We start from the raw sequence: 15509 nt of genomic DNA, 5'->3' as shown, positions 1-15509 counted from the left end.
CCTCCCCGCCGCCGCCCCGGTCACAGGGCGACGACGCGGCCGGCGACGACGAGGGCGGCCTCCTCGGACTCGGCGGCCAGGCGCTGGTTGAGGCGGCCGAGGGCGTCGCGGAACAGCCGCCCGCTCGCGGTCGCGGGCACGACGCCCATCCCGGCCTCGTCGCTCACGGCGACCACCCGGGCCCGGGTCCGCCGCCACGCCTCCACGAACTCCTCCACGCGGGGCGTGACGTCGCCGCCGTTCCAGCCGTCGCACTCGTCGTGCACGGCGGCCAGCCACGTGCCGATCCCGTCGATCAGCAGGCACCCGGTCGCCTCGCGCAGCAGCGGCACCGGGTCGGTCGTCTCCACCGTCTCCCAGTGCGCGGGGCGGCGTTCCACGTGCGCGGCCACCCGGGCGCGCCAGCCGGGGTCGTCGCCCGCCGCCGGGCCGGTCGCCACGTAGGTGACGTACGGCTCGGCCAGCAGCCGCAGCTCGGCCTCGGCGGACTTGCCCGACCGGGAGCCGCCGAGGATCAGCGTCCGGCGCGGCGGCGCGGGACGCGCGGGGACCTCGCCGGCCGGTTCCGTCCCGTCGGGCACGGCCCGCGCGCCCCAGAACCGCAGCCGCCGCTCCAGTTCGGCCATGGAGGGGAGCCGGTGGTCGAGTCCCACCGCGATCACGTCCGTGGCGTCGCCGGCCAGGCCGTCCCGCCGCAGCCGGCCCAGCGTCTCGGGCCGCGAGACGTCGAACACCACCACGTCGTACGGCCCCGCCCCGCCGTACGGCACGGGGTCGGGCGAGGCGTGGAGCACGCCGGGGGCCGAGCCGCCCGGGGGCAGTTCGCGGCCGTCACGGAGGACGACGCGGGTGGGGGAGCGGTGCTCTCCCGCGGAGCGCAGGCGTTCGCAGGAGACGCAGCCGCAGCCCGCCTCCGGCCAGCCCGCGGGGCCCGCCGTGCCGAGGATTCTCACGGTCAGGTGAGCTTACGCCTCCTGGCGACCAGGAAACCGCCCAGGGCGATCAGCACCAGGACCGCCGCGCCGCCCGCGGCGTACAGGACCACGCCGCCGCTCCCGGACTCGGCCGGGGCCTCCGTCGCGGCGGCGGCCACGGCGTCGCCGCAGTTCGCCTTGGGGTGGTCGTTCACGGCGCAGACCTTGCCGGCGGCGTCGGTGCGCGGCTTGGCGACGGAGGCGAGCACCTGCAGGCTGTCGGCCCCGGCGTCCACCACGGCGCACTTCTTCACCAGGCGCGGCGAGGGCGGGGTGACTCCGGGGGAGTCCTCGGCGTCGCCGTAGTCGATCACCAGGGCGACCCGCTTGGCGCCCGCGGTGACCCGCGTCTTGCCGCAGATCTCCTCGAAGTCGGTCATGACCTCGGGCGGGAGGGGATAGCGGACGTCCTCGGCCAGGCCGTACCGCCAGCCCTCGACGCTGCCGTCCTTAGGCTGGTTCTTCCGGGGCCCGACCTGCTGCGGGATCCAGGCCAGCCCGTCACCGTAGTGGTGGCCCCACAGGCCGGTGCCGGTCGGGACCGGCGCGGGCGCGGGCTCGGCCGGGGCGGCGAGGGAGGGCGAACCGGCGGCGGAGCCGGTGCCGGACCCGGTGCCGGACCCGGTGCCGGACCCGGTGCCGGAGTCGGCGCCGGGCGCGGAGACCGATGCGGATGCGGTGGCGGCCGTGCCGAGTCCGGCGAGCGCGATGAGGAGGAGTGCCGTGGTGAACAGAACGGCGTCGCGTCGTTTCCCGAATCGATTACTGGCCGGCATCCGGCGCCTCCCGATGATCTATAAATGATCAGAACAGCGGATGATGTTGACGAAGACGTGAACCCGCGACAAAGGAGCGTATGGCATGACGTGGAGATGGCGGTACGAGGACGCGAACGGCGCCGAGGTCGCGGGCACGGGAATCGCCCGCGAGACTTTCCCGACCCAGGCGGACGCGGAGACCTGGCTCGGAGAGACCTGGCGTGAGCTGCTGGAAAGCGGGGTCGAGCAGGTCACACTGCTTGAGGACGACCGCGTGGAGTACGCCGGGATGAGCCTGCGCCCGGCGGAGTGACGCGTCCCGCGAAAACGCCCCCGGGGTGATCGGAACGGGGAAAAGTAAAATTTCGCCAAAGTGCGCGGCGCGGCGGACCATGACCGGTGAATGAGCCGGATAAGGCGCTCCGTTCCGCGCGGGAGAGATCCCCGGAAAAGGCGGCGGCGCCCCCCGGAAAGCCGGGGGGCGCCGCCGCGGGCCGCCGGGCGTCGGGGACGCCGTGCGGGGGGTGCGATTCCGGGTGTCAGGGACGCCGCGCGGGGCTGACGGTCTTGCGCGGGTCGCGCTCGACCACCGGCCCGAGGACGTCGTCGATCTTCGCGAGGACGTCGGCGTCGAGCTTGACGCCGGAGGCCTTCACGTTGTCGCGGACCTGCTCCGGCCGGGACGCGCCGATGATCGCCGAGGACACGTTCGGGTTCTGGAGCACCCAGGCGACGGCGAGCTGGGCCATGCTCAGCCCGAGGTCGGCGGCGATCGGCTTGAGCCCCTGGACGCGGGTCAGCAGGTCGTCGGTCAGCATGGCGCCGATGAACCCCCCGCCGCTCGGATCGGTCGCGCGCGAGCCGGCGGGCGGGGGCTGGCCGGGGAGGTACTTCCCGGTGAGCACGCCCTGCGCGATCGGGGACCAGACGATCTGCCCGAGCCCCTCCTTCTCGCACAGCGGGACGACCTCTTCCTCGATGACCCGCCACAGCATGGAGTACTGCGGCTGGTTGGACACGAGCCGGTCGAAGCCCATCTCGTCGGCGATGCGCAGCGCCTGCGCGATCTGGTCGGCGGTCCACTCGGACACGCCGACGTAGAGCACCTTGCCCTGCCGTACCAGGTCGTCGAACGCCCGCAGGGTCTCCTCGAGCGGGGTCTCGAAGTCGAACCTGTGGGCCTGGTAGAGGTCCACGTAGTCGGTCTGGAGGCGGCGGAGCGAGCCGTGGATGGACTCGAAGATGTGCTTGCGGGACAGGCCGCGGTTGTTGGGGGTCGGCCCGGTCGGCCAGTAGACCTTGGTGAAGATCTCCAGGCTCTCGCGCCGCTGGCCCTTGAGCGCGCGCCCGAGCACCTCCTCGGCCTTGGTGCCCGCGTAGACGTCCGCGGTGTCGAACGTGGTGATCCCCTCGTCGAGCGCGGCGGCCACGCAGTCGCGCGCCGCGTCCTCCTCGACCTGGGAGCCATGAGTGATCCAGTTGCCGTAGCTGATCTCGCTGACCTTGAGACCGCTGCGGCCCAGACGGCGGAATTCCATGGTCAGCACCCTATCCGGGCGGGTGATTTGCTGTACGGTGCCCCGAATGTGGGACCTGTTCCTGGTACGGCTGGCGCCGGCCGTCGTCGCGCTGGCCGTCCTGGCGCTCGCCGTCCGCGAGTCCCGCCGCCGCTCGGCCGCCCCCCTCGCCCCGCCCCTCCCCGCCACCGGCCCCGCCCCCGCCCGCCGCCGGTACGGCCCCGCGCGCCTCACCGCGTTCCTCCTGCTCGCGACGGTCCTGGCCGCATCCGACCTCGCCCTGCCCGGGCCCGGCCGTGAGACGCGCCCGCCGCCGGCCACCCCGGCCGAGGCCGCGCCTCCGCCGCGGGAGGAGAGCCTGACCCCAGGGGAGGTACGGCGGGCCGGGTGCGCTCCCGCGAAGCGGCGGCCCGTCGTGCGGCCGGTGAACCCGCGGACGAAGGCGGCGGTGGACCGGGCGTGGGACAGGATCGAGCGCTGGCTGCGGCGGCGGGCCCCCGGGACCTACCGGACGCTCGGCGAACCGGCCACGCCCCTGCGGATCGCCAGGGCCGAGGCGGCCATGGGGCTCCGCTTCCCTGACGGCCTGAAGGCGTCGTTGCTGCGGCACGACGGGGGGTTCCCGATGGACGCGCTCCACGATCTGTCCGATCTGGACGTGATCGTGTCGGACTGGCGCATGCTCTGCGGCATCCTCGCCGACGGGCCGATCGAGGCCGTGGACACCTGGTGGCACGGCAAGATGATCCCCTTCGCCTCCGCCGGCGACGGCGGCAACCAGGTGATCGACGCCCGGAACGGCGCGGTCGGGAACTACTACAACGAGGAGGGCCTGTCGTTCGACGGCGACCGGGGCTGGCCCTCCTACCTCGCCATGCTCCGTGACATCGCCCGCTCCCTGGAGAAGGGCCGGCGCCTCCGCGGCGACCGCCCCGTCGTCAGGGACGGCCGCCTCGACTGGGACCTCGAATAGCCCCGCCCGCCGTGCCCCCGGAACGGGCCGGGAGCCCAGCGGCTCTCCGGAAACCCTCCCGGTGATCATGCGGTTTCGAACACCCTGTGCTCAAAACTGCATGATCACGGCGAGGGGAGCGCGCGGGGCCCGGGGGCGCGGCGCCGGAAGGACGCGAGGGGGCGGCGGGGCCTGGAAGGGCGCCGCGGGCATGGGTCGCGCCCGCCGGGCCGGGAGGCGCGGCGGGCGGCGGGGTTCCGACGGGAGCGGTTACTTCTTGGGCGGGACGGGCTTGCCGCCGGGGCCGACCGCGGGCGGGGGGAAGCGGAGCTTGCGGATCTGCAGGGCCCGCATGGCGGCGTAGAAGCCGACGCCCTTGGTGCTCTCGCCGGGGAACTTCTCCGCGGCGAGCTTCTTGACCCGGCGCGCGATGAAGATCGACTCACCGATGATGAGGAGCATCATGAGCGGCCAGACGATGGTGATCGCGGCGCCCGCGGCGGACGGCAGGTAGGCCACGACGAGGATCGCCAGCGAGATGAACAGGAAGAACTCGCCGAAGGTGCGGCGGCCGTCCACGTAGTCGCGGGCGAGCTTGCGCACCGGGCCCTTGTCCCGCGCGGGCAGGTAGCGCTCCTCGCCGCGCAGCATGCCCTGACGGGCGCGCTCGCGCTCGACCTTCTGGCGTTCGCGGAGCTGGCGGTAGGCCTCCTTGCGGTCCTTGGGCGCGGCCACCGGCTGGCGGCGGCGGCCCTCGGCCTCGCGGCGCTTGGGCGTGGGGCGGCCTTTTTTGGCCTGGGCGTTAGCCTGGTCCTCGGCGGGCGTCGTGACGGCCTCGTCCGAGGGGGCTTGGGAGCGACGTCGGAACACGCCGTTCAGCGTACCGGGGCGGCAACTTAGTGACGGCCCCGTGCGTTATGCGTAGGGTGAACCCAGCGATAGAGGCACAAGGGCTGGGTGCCGAACAGAAGGGGACGGCCGACGCGCATGAGCGTGATGAAGAGACTTTCCATGATCTTCAAGTCGAAGGCCAACAAGGCCTTGGACAAGATGGAAGATCCGCGCGAGACCCTTGACTACTCCTACCAGCGCCAGCTGGAGCTCCTCCAGAAGGTGCGCCGTGGAGTGGCCGACGTCGCCACCTCGCGCAAGCGGGTCGAACTCCAGATCAACCAGTTGGAGGGCCAGTCCCGCAAGCTGGAGGACCAGGGCCGCAAGGCGCTCGCGGCCGGTCGCGAGGACCTCGCCCGCGAGGCGCTGACCCGCCGCTCCGGCCTCCAGACCCAGATCGCCGACCTGCGCACGCAGTACCAGAACCTGCAGGGCGAGGAGGAGAAGCTGACGCTCGCGTCGCAGCGCCTCCAGGCCAAGGTCGACTCCTTCCGCACGAAGAAGGAGACCATCAAGGCCACCTACACCGCCGCCGAGGCGCAGACCCGGATCAACGAGGCGTTCTCCGGCATCTCCGAGGAGATGGGCGACGTGGGCCTGGCGATCCAGCGGGCCGAGGACAAGACGGCGCAGATGCAGGCGCGCGCGGGCGCGATCGACGAGCTGCTCGCCAGCGGCGCGCTCGACGACTTCACCGGGCCGCGCGACGACATCCAGGCCGAGCTCGACCGCATGGGCGCGAACAACGACGTCGAGCTGGAGCTCCAGAAGATGAAGGCCGAGCTGGGCCAGGGGCCGCGGCCGCAGGACGCCATCGAGGCGGGCCAGCCCGGGCAGCAGGCGCAGCCGCAGCAGCAGACCCAGCAGTACAACCGGCCTGGGGAGGGCCAGTGATCGTCCGCATCATGGGCGAGGGCCAGGTCACGATCGCCGACTCCGACATCGACGACCTGAACGTGCTCGACGGGGAACTGGAGTCCGCGATCGAGTCCGGCGACGAGGGCGTCTTCCGCGAGAAGCTGCACGCGCTCCTCGACCGCGTCCGCCACGTCGGGAAGCCGCTGCCCGACGACAGCCTCGAACCGTCCGAGCTGATCCTGCCGCCGGCCGACGCCTCCATGGACGAGGTGCGCCAGATGCTGGGTGACTCCGGGCTCATCCCCGGCTGACATGACATCTGGCAGGTTCGCCCCGGACAAGGGGCTGACCAGGCGCATGGTCACGACGATGTTCCTGCTGGGACTGCTCTACGTCGTGTTCGTCGCGGTCCTCATCGCCCTCGGCGTGAAGGCCGTCACCGTCCTGGTGATCGCGGTCGGGTTCCTGCTGCTGCAGTACTTCCTGTCCGACAAGATCGCTCTCTTCGCCATGAACGCGAAGGTCGTCGAGCCCGCGCAGGCTCCTGAGCTGCACGGGCTCGTGGACCGGCTGTCCGCGATGGCCGACATGCCCAAACCCCGGGTGGCCATCGCGGACTCCGACGTCCCCAACGCGTTCGCCACCGGGCGCAACCAGAAGAACTCGGTCGTGTGCGTCACCACCGGCCTGCTCCGGCGGCTCACGCCCGAGGAGCTGGAGGGCGTGCTCGCGCACGAGATGTCGCACGTCGCGCACCGGGACGTCGCGGTCATGACGATCGCGTCGTTCCTGGGCCTGGTCGCCGGCCTGATCACCCGGTTCGGGCTGCAGTTCGGCCTGGTCGGCGGGCGCGACCGGCGCGGCAACAACGCGGTGCCGGTGTTCTTGGTCGTGGTCCTGGTGTCGGCGGTCGTCTACGCGGTGAGCTTCCTGCTCACGCGGGCCCTGTCGCGGTACCGCGAGCTGTCCGCCGACCGCGCGGGCGCCCTGCTCACCGGCCGTCCCTCGGCCCTGGCGTCGGCGCTCACCAAGGTCAGCGGCGACATGGCCCAGATCCCCACCCGGGACCTGCGGCAGGCCGAGCCGTTCAACGCGTTCTTCCTGGTCCCGGCGTTCGCGCAGGGCTTCAGCCTGACGTCGCTCTTCGCCACGCACCCGCCGCTCGAACGCCGCCTGGAGCAGCTCGGCCAGATCTCCGCCCAGCTCAGCCGGGGCGTGTGATGGGCTGGCTGGACGCGCTGTTCGGCCGGTCGGAGCCGGCCAGGCCGGATCTCGACCAGCTCTTCGCCCTCCCGGCGGCGGCGGTCACCCTCGCCGCCGCCACCGGCTTCAAGCCCACGGGCGCCGGCTCGGTCGCCTTCCGCGCCGCCGAGGGAGGGGCCTTCGCGAGCCTGGAACGCGAGACCCGCGAGCTGGTCGGCCTGGACACCCCGGTCGAGCGCTCGACGGACGCCTACGGCTACACCTGGCTCCTCCTGCGCCGCCCGGAGTCCGACCTGGAGGGCCTGGTGACGGACCTGCACGCGGTGAACTCCACCCTGGAGGGAGCGGGCTTCGGCCCCTCCCTCCTGTGCTCCCTCGTCACCTTCACCGACGCCGAGCTGCGCCGGCTGGCCCTCGTCTACCTCTACAAGCGCGGGAACTTCTACCCCTTCGCCCCGCTGCCGGGCGAGCGCCGCGACAACCCGCTGGAGCTGCAGATCCGCTCCACCCTGGCCGGCGACCTGCGCATCGAGCCCGACCTCACCCGCTGGTTCCCCGTCTGGGGCGCCCCCGGCCTCTGATCCCCGCCGGCGGTGTACGGCCGGGCGGCCGCGTGAGACGATGCGCGGGCGATGGGAGGTGCCGGGCGTGGAGTGGACTCACCGGGCGCACACGGAGGCGCTGGCGCGGGAGATCGAGGCGTTCGCGCGGGCGGTGCGCGGGATGGATCTGGACGTCCCCGTGCCGACCTGCCCGGGCTGGGACCTGCGGGAGCTGGTGCGGCACACCGGATGGGTGCACCGGTGGGCGGCCCTGGTGGTGCGGACGCGGACCCCGGAGCTCATCGACCGCACGACGGTGGACCCCAAGTTCCCCGCCGAGGACCGGGAGGCGGCCGACTGGCTGGGCGCCGGCGCCGTACCGCTGATCTCGGCGCTGCGCGACGCGGGCCCGGCCGAGGCCGTGTGGTCCTGGGGCGGCGACCGCCACGTGCGGTTCTGGTCGCGGCGGCAGCTCCACGAGACGGCCGTGCACCGCGCGGACGCGGAGCTGGCGCTGGGGCGTGAGCCCGTGATCGACGCCGAGGTCGCCGACGACGGGGTGGCCGAGTTCTTCGACGTCCTGCCGTACGCCCGGTGGAACCGGAAGGTGCGCGAGCTGCGCGCGGGCGACGGCCGCGGTGAGACGCTGTCCTGGCAGTACGGCGACCGCCCCGGCTGGGTGGTGACGCTCACGCCGGAGGGGTTCGGCCACGAGCGCTCGGGCAAGCCCGGCGACGTGACCGTGCGCGCCGCGAACGCGACGGACCTGCTGCTCGCGGTGTGGGGACGCCGCCCCATCGACGGCCCGCGCTACACGGTGGAGGGCGACGCCTCCCTGCTCACCTGGTGGACCGGGCGCGCCCGCGTCTGATCCCGCCGCGGCCGTGACCGCTTCCGGCCCGTGACCGCCGCGGCCGTGACCGCTCGTTCCGGCCCGCGCCGGCGGGTCCGGGTCCGTCCCGACCCGTCCGTGTCCGTGCTGACCCGTCCGTGTCCGTGCTGACCCGTCAGTGTCGGTGCCGACCCGTCCGTGTCCGTGCTGATCCGTCCGTGTCCGTGCTGACGCGTCCGGATCCGGGCCGGAGCCGGTACGGCGGAGCCGGCGTGGCCCCGCCGTACGGCGTGCGGCCCGGAGCGGCGCTTACGGCAGGGCGAGCATGCGGTCCAGGGCGACCTTGGCCCAGTGGGCGGTGTCGGCGTCCACCTGGATCCGGTTGACGACCTCGCCGCGGGCCAGCGACTCCAGGGACCAGACCAGGTGCGGCAGGTCGATCCGGTTCATGGTGGAGCAGTAGCAGACCGTGCGGTCGAGGAACGTGATCGTCTTGTCGGGGTGCGCGTTCGCCAGGCGCTGGACGAGGTTGAGCTCGGTGCCGACCGCCCACGCGGAGCCGGGCTCGGCCTCCTCGATCTTCTTGATGATGTACTCGGTGGAGCCCACGTGGTCGGCCGCGACGACCACCTCGTGGCGGCACTCGGGGTGCACCAGGACGTTCACGCCGGGGATGCGCTGCCGCACGTCGTCCACGCACTGCCTGCTGAACCGGCCGTGGACCGAGCAGTGGCCGCGCCACAGGATCATCGTGGCGTCCCGGAGCCGGTCGCGGGTGAGGCCGCCGCCGGGGCGGTGCGGGTTGTAGACCACGCAGTCGTCGAGCGACAGGCCCATCGAAAGGACCGCCGTGTTGCGGCCGAGGTGCTGGTCGGGCAGGAAGAGCACCTTCGAGCCCTGTGAGAATGCCCACTCCAGGGCCCGCCTGGCGTTGGAGGAGGTGCAGACGGCGCCGCCGCGGCGGCCGACGAACGCCTTGATGTCGGCCGAGGAGTTCATGTACGTGATGGGGATCACGTCGTCGGCGATCCCGGCGTCCTCCAGCTCCTCCCAGGCCTCCTCGACCTGGTCGAAGGTCGCCATGTCGGCCATGGAGCAGCCGGCCGCCAGGTCGGGGAGCACGACCTGCTGGTGGTCGGCGGTGAGGATGTCGGCGGACTCGGCCATGAAGTGCACGCCGCAGAAGACCACGTAGTCGGCCGTCGGACGGGCGGCGGCCTCCCGGGCGAGCTTGAAGGAGTCGCCGGTCACGTCGGCGAACTGGATGACCTCGTCGCGCTGGTAGTGGTGGCCGAGGACGAAGAGTCGGTCGCCGAGGGCGGCCTTCGCGGCGCGGGCGCGTTCGACGAGCGCGGGGTCGGACGCCGGGGGCAGGGACCCCGGACAGTCCACGCCCCGCTCGCTGTGGGTGTCGGACTCCCGTCCCAGGATGAAGAGCGGCAGTCCCAGATCCTGTGCGGCGGTCACGCCACACCCCCTTTTCGTCGGATTGACGACTAATGATTACACACGCTTCGCCCGGTTTATTCCGGCCCCTGGGCTCGTCCGGCGGCAGCCGTACGACCAGGGGAAACGCTCACCGGGCGGAAGCGGGCCACCGCCTGGCGAGAGGCCCGGAAGATGTGCGAGCATGGTGAGGAATGCGCGAGGCACGTCGCGTGTTGCAAGGTTGTTGAAAGGGACCGCCGTGTGGGGCGGTCACGCGACGCAGCAGGAGTCAGCACATGACGGTTGAGAGCAAGACCACCCAGCAGGGGCTCATCCTGACCGACGCGGCAGCCGCCAAGGTCAAGAGTCTCCTGGAGCAGCAGGGCGAGCCCGACCTCCAGCTTCGGGTGGCCGTGCAGCCCGGGGGCTGCTCCGGTCTGCGCTACCAGCTCTTCTTCGACGACCGCAAGATGGACGGCGACGTGGTCTCCGACTTCGGCGGCGTCGGCGTGGTCACCGACCGGATGAGCGCCCCCTACCTCATGGGCGCCACCATCGACTTCGTGGACACCATCGAGAAGCAGGGCTTCACCATCGACAACCCGAACGCCACCGGCTCGTGCGCCTGCGGCGACTCGTTCAACTAGGCGTCCGCGGCCGACCGGGCGTCCGCGGCCGGCAGACGTCCGAGGCCGCCCGCGGCCGTCCCGCAAGCCCCGTCTTCCCTCCTGGTGGGAGACGGGGTTTCGCATGCGCGGGTAAGCTTGCCGGGTTCCGCGTAGAGACAGACTCCGAATAGGAGAACCCGTGCGCATCGCCGTGACCGGTTCCATCGCGACCGATCATCTGATGAAGTTCCCCGGCCGCTTCGCCGACCAGCTCATCCCCGACCAGTTGCACCGGGTCTCGCTGTCCTTCCTGGTGGACGAACTGGAGATCCGCCGGGGCGGCATCGCCGCGAACATCTGCTTCGGGATGGGGATGCTCGGCCTGAAGCCGGCGCTCGTCGGCGCGGTGGGCGCCGACTTCGACGACTACCGCTCCTGGCTGGAGCGCCACGGCGTCGACTGCCAGTCGGTCCACATCTCCGACCTGCACCACACCGCGCGGTTCCTCTGCACCACGGACGAGGACCACAACCAGATCGCCTCCTTCTACACCGGGGCGATGGCCGAGGCGCGCCAGATCGAGCTGCAGCCGTGCGCGGACCGGATCGGCGGCCTCGACCTGGTGGTCATCAGCGCCAACGACCCCGACGCGATGCTCCGGCACACCGACGAGTGCCGCCAGCGCGGCATCCCGTTCGTCGCCGACTCCTCGCAGCAGCTCGCCCGCATGAACGGCGCCGACGTGCGCGCCCTGGTGGACGGCGCCGCCTACCTGATCACCAACGACTACGAGAAGGCCCTGGTCGAGCAGAAGACCGGCTGGACCGACGCGGAGGTCCTCTCCCGCGTCGGCGTCCGGGTCACCACGCTCGGCCCGAAGGGCGTCGTGATCGACCGGCAGGGCGAGGAGGGCATCCACGTCCCCGCCGTCCCCGAGGTCGAGCGCGTCGAGCCCACCGGCGTCGGCGACGCCTTCCGCGCCGGCTTCCTGTCCGCGCTGGCCTGGGGCCTGTCCCTGGAGCGCGCCGGGCAGGTCGGCAACCTGATGGCCGTCTACGTCCTGGAGACCGTCGGCACCCAGGAGTACCAGCTCGGCCAGGAGAGGTTCCTGACGCGCCTCGCCGAGGCGTACGGCCAGGAGGCCGCGGACGAGGTCGCCCAGCACGTGCGCTGCCACTACCCCTGATCGGTCTTTTGCCCGATCATTGGTCGCGGACCGGCGCGACGGAACGGGTGATGCGGGTGCCTGACATGCACGCGGACATACGGAACCCCGGTGCCCCCGGCACGGCGGAGACCGCCGGGGGGCCGCCCGCCGACGTGCTCACCGGGGGCCTGCCCGCCGCGCCGTACGCCTTCCAGCCCCGCCGCGCCCTCCGCGACCGCATCCGGGCCCACCCCGTCTGCGCCCTCGTCGGCGCCCCGGGGACGGGCAAGACCCAGCTCGCCGCCGCCTACGCCCGCGAGCGCCACGGCGAGGGCGTGCCGGTCGCCTGGATCCCCGCCGAGACGCCCGAGCAGATCCTCGGCGGCCTGGACGCCCTGGCCGCCCAGCTCGGGCTGCGCGCCGACGGCGAGTCCTCCGCCGAGTCGGCCCGGCGCGTGCGGCGGGCCCTGGAGCGGCGGCGCGAGCCGTACCTCGTGGTCTTCGACAACGCGGTGGACCCCGAGGTCGTCCGGCCGTGGCTGCCGGAGGCCGGGGGCGCGCAGGTCGTGATCACCGCGACGGATCGGGCGTTCTCCCGGCTGGGCGCGGTCGTCGAGGTCGAGCCGTTCACCCCGCGCGAGTCGCTGGTCTACCTCCGGGAGGCGGCCGGCGTCACCGAGGACGCCCGGGCCCTGGCCGACGAGCTGGGCGGGCTGCCCCTCGCGCTCGCGCACGCCGCCGCGGTCATCAACGCCCGGCGGCTGACCTGCGCCGGCTATCTGGCGCGGCTGCGCGCGACCCCCGTGGCCAGGCTGCTGCCGCGCTCCGGCTCCCCGGCGTACCCCTGGGGCGTGGCCGAGTCGGTGCTGCTCTCGCTCGAGTGCCTGGGCGGCGGCGAGGCCCGCGCCCTGCTGGAGGTCCTCGCCGTGCTGTCGCCCGCCGGCGTGCCGCGCGACCTGCTGCGGCAGCTCGCCGAGGGCGACGCGGAGGAGGTCCTCGCGCGCCTGGAGGACGCCGCCCTCCTGTCGTACAGCCTCAACGGATTCTGGGTGCTCGCCCACGGCCTGGGCCAGCGCGTGGCGCGCGACCGGGCCCGCCGCGAGGGCACGCTCGTGGACGCGATGACCGCCGCGGCCGGCGCGCTGGGCATCGTGCGCGGGCTGACGCGATCGGGCGCGGAGGGGGAGCGCGCGGTCGTGGCCGTCCTCGCCGAGCAGTCCGAGGAGCTGTGGGCGCACGTGGACGGCGAGCTGGGCGACGACCCCCGCGACGCCCCGGACGATCTGCTGAAGCTGGCCGCCGAGGTGCTGTCGCTGCGGAGCTGGGTCCTGTTCCACCTGAACGGCTTCGCCGACACCGCCCGCGCGATCGCGCTGGGCGAGGCGGTCGTCTCGGACTCCGCGCGGGTCCTGGGGGCCGGGCACCCGGGCACGCTGGCCGCGCGCGACAACCTGGCGTACGCCTACCAGGCCGCGGGCTACGTGGACGAGGCGATCGAGCTGCGCGAGGGCACCCTGGCGCACCGCGAGCGGCTGATGGGGGAGACCCACCCCGAGACGCTGAGCGCGCGGGACACGCTGGCCTCCGCCTACCGCGCGGCCGGGCGGCTGGACGCCGCCGTGGAGCTGGCCGAACGCACCCTGGCCGAGCAGGAGCGCCTGCTCGGCCCCGACCACGCCGACACCCTGCGGACCCGCAGCAACCTCGCGCACTCCTACCGGGCGGCGGGCCGGTCCGCGCACGCGGTGAAGCTGTGCGAGCGCACGCTGGCCGCCCGCGAGCGCGTCCTGGGCGTGGACCATCCCGACACGCTGCGATCCCGGAGCAACCTGGCCTACGCGTACGGCGCGGCCGGGCGCCTCGGCGAGGCCGTGCGCCAGAGCGAGCGCGTGCTCGCCGACCGCAAGCGCGTCCTCGGCGAGGACCACCCGGACACCCTGCGGTCGGGCGACTACCTCGCCTACGCCTACAAGGCCGCCGGGATGACGGCCGAGGCGGTCCGGCAGTGCGAGCGCACGCTGGCCGCCCGCGAGCGCGTCCTCGGGCTGCACCATCCCGACACGCTGCGATCCCGCAACAATCTGGCCAGCGCGTACGGCGCGGCCGGGCGGCTGGAGGAGGCCGTGCTGCTGCACGAGCGGACGCTCGCGGACAGCGAGGCCGTGCTCGACCCCGACCACCCGATCACGGCCGTGGCCAGGGAGAACCTCGCCCTGGCCCGCGCCGCGCTGGCCGAGGACGCGCCGGTCGTCTAGGCCCGCCGTACGCCACGGGCCCGGCGCAGGCCCGGGGCGCTCGGGGTGCGCCCGGCGGGGCGTTCCGGCGCTCCCCGGAGACGGGCCGGTAGTGCTCCCGGAGGCGGGCCCGGTGCTCCCGGAGGCGCGCCCGGCTCCGTCAGTAGGAGCGGCGGACGTTGAAGGCCCAGCCCCTGGGCTTGATCTCCAGGCTGCCGACGAACTGGTGCGACTTGAGCCGGCACCACGCGGGGATGTCGGTGTAGGCGGCGGGGTCGTCGGCCAGGACCGTGATCACCGCGCCGAGCGGCACCTCGTTGATGCGCTCGGCGAGCATGATGATCGGGATGGGGCACTTGCGGCCCAGCGCGTCGATGGTGACGCTCCCGGAGTTCACCCGCTCACCCCCGATCCGCGCATGGACTCGCGCAGCCTGCCGACGACGCCCGGAACCACGTCGAGGAACCGCTCGACGGCCTCCGCGGGAGTCCCACGGGGCAGCGATACCCGGACGTTCCCATGCGTAATCACGCCCATCGCCTCAAGGACATGCGACGGTTGTAGCGTACTCGCGGTGCAGGAGCTGCCGGAGGAGACCTGGAATCCTTCCCGGTCGAGCTCGGTCAGCAATGCCTCACCGTTTACATATAGACACGAAAACGTGACCAAGTGGGGCAGCCGGTGCACCGGGTCGCCCTGGACCTCGACGTCCGGCACCCGCGCCGGGATCTCCGCCCGGATCCGGTCCACCAGCGCCGACAGCCGCGCCGACTCCGCCGCCATCTCCGCCGCCCGCGCGCGCAGCGCCGCCGCCGCGGCCGCCGCGCCCGCGACGTTCTCGAACCCCGGCACCCTGCCGTACCCCCGCTCGTCCTCCGGCAGCGGCGACCGCCAGCGGGTGCCCTTTCGCACGGCCAGGACGCCCACCCCGGCGGGCCCGCCCCACTTGTGCGCGCTGCCGGCCAGCGCCGACCAGCCGCCCGGCAGCGGCGCCCGCCCGATCGTCTGCGCGGCGTCCACCAGCAGCGGCACCCCGGCCTCGCGGCAGGCCGCCGCGACCTCCTCCACCGGCTGCACCGTGCCGACCTCGTGGTTCGCCGACTGGAGGCAGGCCACCGCCGTGTCCGGCCGCAGCGCCGCCGCGAACTCCGCCGGGTCCACCCGCCCGGTACGGCTCACGCCCACCTCGGTCACCTCGCCGCCCTCGGCCTCGGCGGCGCGCGCGGCGTGCAGCACGCTGGAGTGCTCCACCCGGCTCACGACGACGTGGCGGCCGGCGCGGCGGCGCGCCCGGAACACGCCGAGCAGCCCGAGCTGCACGGCCTGCGTGCCGGAGGTGGTGAAGAACACCTCGTCGGGCCGCGCGCCCAGCTCGGCGGCGACGTCGGCGCGGGCCCGGTCCAAGAGCATGCGGGAGCGGCGCGCCATGCCGTACAGTCTCGCCGGGTCGGCCCACGCGGAGCCGAGCGCCTCGATCAGCGCGTCGCGTGCGGAGGGGTGCGGCGGCTCCGTGGAGGCCGCGTCGAAGTACGCCACAGGGCGACATTAACGGGGGCTGCGCGAAG

17 protein-coding genes are annotated in these 15509 nt (G+C 73.4%); 10 read left to right on the top strand and 7 right to left on the bottom strand.

Features of this window, described 5'->3' with window-relative positions; translation table 11 throughout:
- Positions 1 to 20: 20 nt before the first annotated feature.
- The gene (locus tag D5H75_RS20685; protein WP_242454392.1) at positions 21 to 953 is read right to left on the bottom strand and encodes a bifunctional adenosylcobinamide kinase/adenosylcobinamide-phosphate guanylyltransferase; all 933 of its coding nucleotides are present in this window, start codon (positions 951 to 953) and stop codon (positions 21 to 23) included.
- A 2-nt stretch (positions 954 to 955) separates the two neighbouring features.
- The gene (locus D5H75_RS20680; RefSeq protein ID WP_119928128.1) at positions 956 to 1750 is read right to left on the bottom strand and encodes an SCO2322 family protein; all 795 of its coding nucleotides are present in this window, start codon (positions 1748 to 1750) and stop codon (positions 956 to 958) included.
- Between the two features lie 85 nt (positions 1751 to 1835).
- Here D5H75_RS20680 and D5H75_RS20675 point away from each other — a divergent pair, with 85 nt between their 5' ends.
- Entirely contained in the window at positions 1836 to 2045 is a 210-nt protein-coding gene (locus tag D5H75_RS20675) for a hypothetical protein (protein ID WP_119928127.1), read from the top strand.
- Positions 2046 to 2271: 226 nt separating this feature from the next.
- Here D5H75_RS20675 and D5H75_RS20670 read toward each other — a convergent pair whose 3' ends face one another.
- Positions 2272 to 3270, bottom strand: coding sequence for an aldo/keto reductase family protein (locus tag D5H75_RS20670; RefSeq protein WP_119928171.1), 999 nt, complete (start codon positions 3268 to 3270; stop codon positions 2272 to 2274).
- Positions 3271 to 3316: 46 nt separating this feature from the next.
- Between D5H75_RS20670 and D5H75_RS20665 the strand changes: the two genes are divergently transcribed.
- Positions 3317 to 4222: an SMI1/KNR4 family protein gene (locus tag D5H75_RS20665; RefSeq protein ID WP_119928126.1), complete on the top strand. Its 906-nt coding sequence runs from the start codon at positions 3317 to 3319 to the stop codon at positions 4220 to 4222.
- A 249-nt stretch (positions 4223 to 4471) separates the two neighbouring features.
- Here D5H75_RS20665 and D5H75_RS20660 read toward each other — a convergent pair whose 3' ends face one another.
- Positions 4472 to 5071 (bottom strand): DUF3043 domain-containing protein, encoded by a 600-nt coding sequence (locus D5H75_RS20660; protein WP_119928125.1) that lies wholly within the window; start codon positions 5069 to 5071, stop codon positions 4472 to 4474.
- A gap of 117 nt (positions 5072 to 5188) precedes the next feature.
- On the opposite strand from D5H75_RS20660, the gene D5H75_RS20655 reads away from it, so the two are divergent.
- The 5 genes from D5H75_RS20655 to D5H75_RS20635 all read left to right on the top strand — a co-directional run bounded on the left by D5H75_RS20655 (position 5189) and on the right by D5H75_RS20635 (position 8566).
- Positions 5189 to 5986 carry a PspA/IM30 family protein gene (locus tag D5H75_RS20655; protein WP_119928124.1) on the top strand — a complete coding sequence of 266 codons (798 nt, stop codon included), beginning with the start codon at positions 5189 to 5191 and terminating at the stop codon, positions 5984 to 5986.
- Entirely contained in the window at positions 5983 to 6261 is a 279-nt protein-coding gene (gene pspAA / locus D5H75_RS20650) for a PspA-associated protein PspAA (RefSeq protein WP_119928123.1), read from the top strand. The genes D5H75_RS20655 and pspAA overlap by 4 nt, the downstream gene beginning before the upstream one ends.
- A 1-nt stretch (position 6262) precedes the next feature.
- Positions 6263 to 7171, top strand: a complete 909-nt coding sequence (gene htpX, locus D5H75_RS20645) for a zinc metalloprotease HtpX (protein ID WP_119928122.1) — start codon at positions 6263 to 6265, stop codon at positions 7169 to 7171.
- On the top strand, positions 7171 to 7734 hold the full coding sequence (pspAB, locus tag D5H75_RS20640) for a PspA-associated protein PspAB (RefSeq protein ID WP_119928121.1): 564 nt from the start codon (positions 7171 to 7173) through the stop codon (positions 7732 to 7734). Before htpX ends, pspAB begins: the two co-directional genes overlap by 1 nt.
- 67 nt (positions 7735 to 7801) lie before the next feature.
- Positions 7802 to 8566 carry a maleylpyruvate isomerase family mycothiol-dependent enzyme gene (locus D5H75_RS20635; protein ID WP_202638334.1) on the top strand — a complete coding sequence of 255 codons (765 nt, stop codon included), beginning with the start codon at positions 7802 to 7804 and terminating at the stop codon, positions 8564 to 8566.
- 270 nt (positions 8567 to 8836) lie between these two features.
- Here the strand turns inward: D5H75_RS20635 and nadA are convergent, their stop codons facing one another.
- A complete protein-coding gene (gene nadA / locus D5H75_RS20630) occupies positions 8837 to 9994 on the bottom strand; it encodes a quinolinate synthase NadA (RefSeq protein WP_119928119.1) in 1158 nt (385 codons plus the stop codon).
- Positions 9995 to 10251: 257 nt separating this feature from the next.
- Between nadA and erpA the strand changes: the two genes are divergently transcribed.
- The 3 genes from erpA to D5H75_RS20615 all read left to right on the top strand — a co-directional run bounded on the left by erpA (position 10252) and on the right by D5H75_RS20615 (position 13965).
- Complete coding sequence (gene erpA, locus D5H75_RS20625; RefSeq protein ID WP_119928118.1) at positions 10252 to 10602, top strand: iron-sulfur cluster insertion protein ErpA; 351 nt, start codon at positions 10252 to 10254, stop codon at positions 10600 to 10602.
- 160 nt (positions 10603 to 10762) lie between these two features.
- On the top strand, positions 10763 to 11749 hold the full coding sequence (locus tag D5H75_RS20620; protein WP_119928117.1) for a carbohydrate kinase family protein: 987 nt from the start codon (positions 10763 to 10765) through the stop codon (positions 11747 to 11749).
- 65 nt (positions 11750 to 11814) lie between these two features.
- Positions 11815 to 13965 (top strand): tetratricopeptide repeat protein, encoded by a 2151-nt coding sequence (locus D5H75_RS20615; protein WP_119928116.1) that lies wholly within the window; start codon positions 11815 to 11817, stop codon positions 13963 to 13965.
- 139 nt (positions 13966 to 14104) lie between these two features.
- Here D5H75_RS20615 and D5H75_RS20610 read toward each other — a convergent pair whose 3' ends face one another.
- Complete coding sequence (locus tag D5H75_RS20610) at positions 14105 to 14341, bottom strand: sulfurtransferase TusA family protein (protein WP_277949961.1); 237 nt, start codon at positions 14339 to 14341, stop codon at positions 14105 to 14107.
- Positions 14338 to 15480: a cysteine desulfurase family protein gene (locus tag D5H75_RS20605; protein WP_119928115.1), complete on the bottom strand. Its 1143-nt coding sequence runs from the start codon at positions 15478 to 15480 to the stop codon at positions 14338 to 14340. Before D5H75_RS20605 ends, D5H75_RS20610 begins: the two co-directional genes overlap by 4 nt.
- Positions 15481 to 15509: the final 29 nt, after the last annotated feature.

This window comes from Bailinhaonella thermotolerans (genome assembly GCF_003594875.1).
GTDB classification, from domain to species: Bacteria; Actinomycetota; Actinomycetes; order Streptosporangiales; family Streptosporangiaceae; genus Bailinhaonella; species Bailinhaonella thermotolerans.
Note: the sequence above shows the minus strand (reverse complement) of the source record. Positions and strands in the feature narration are given on the sequence as shown.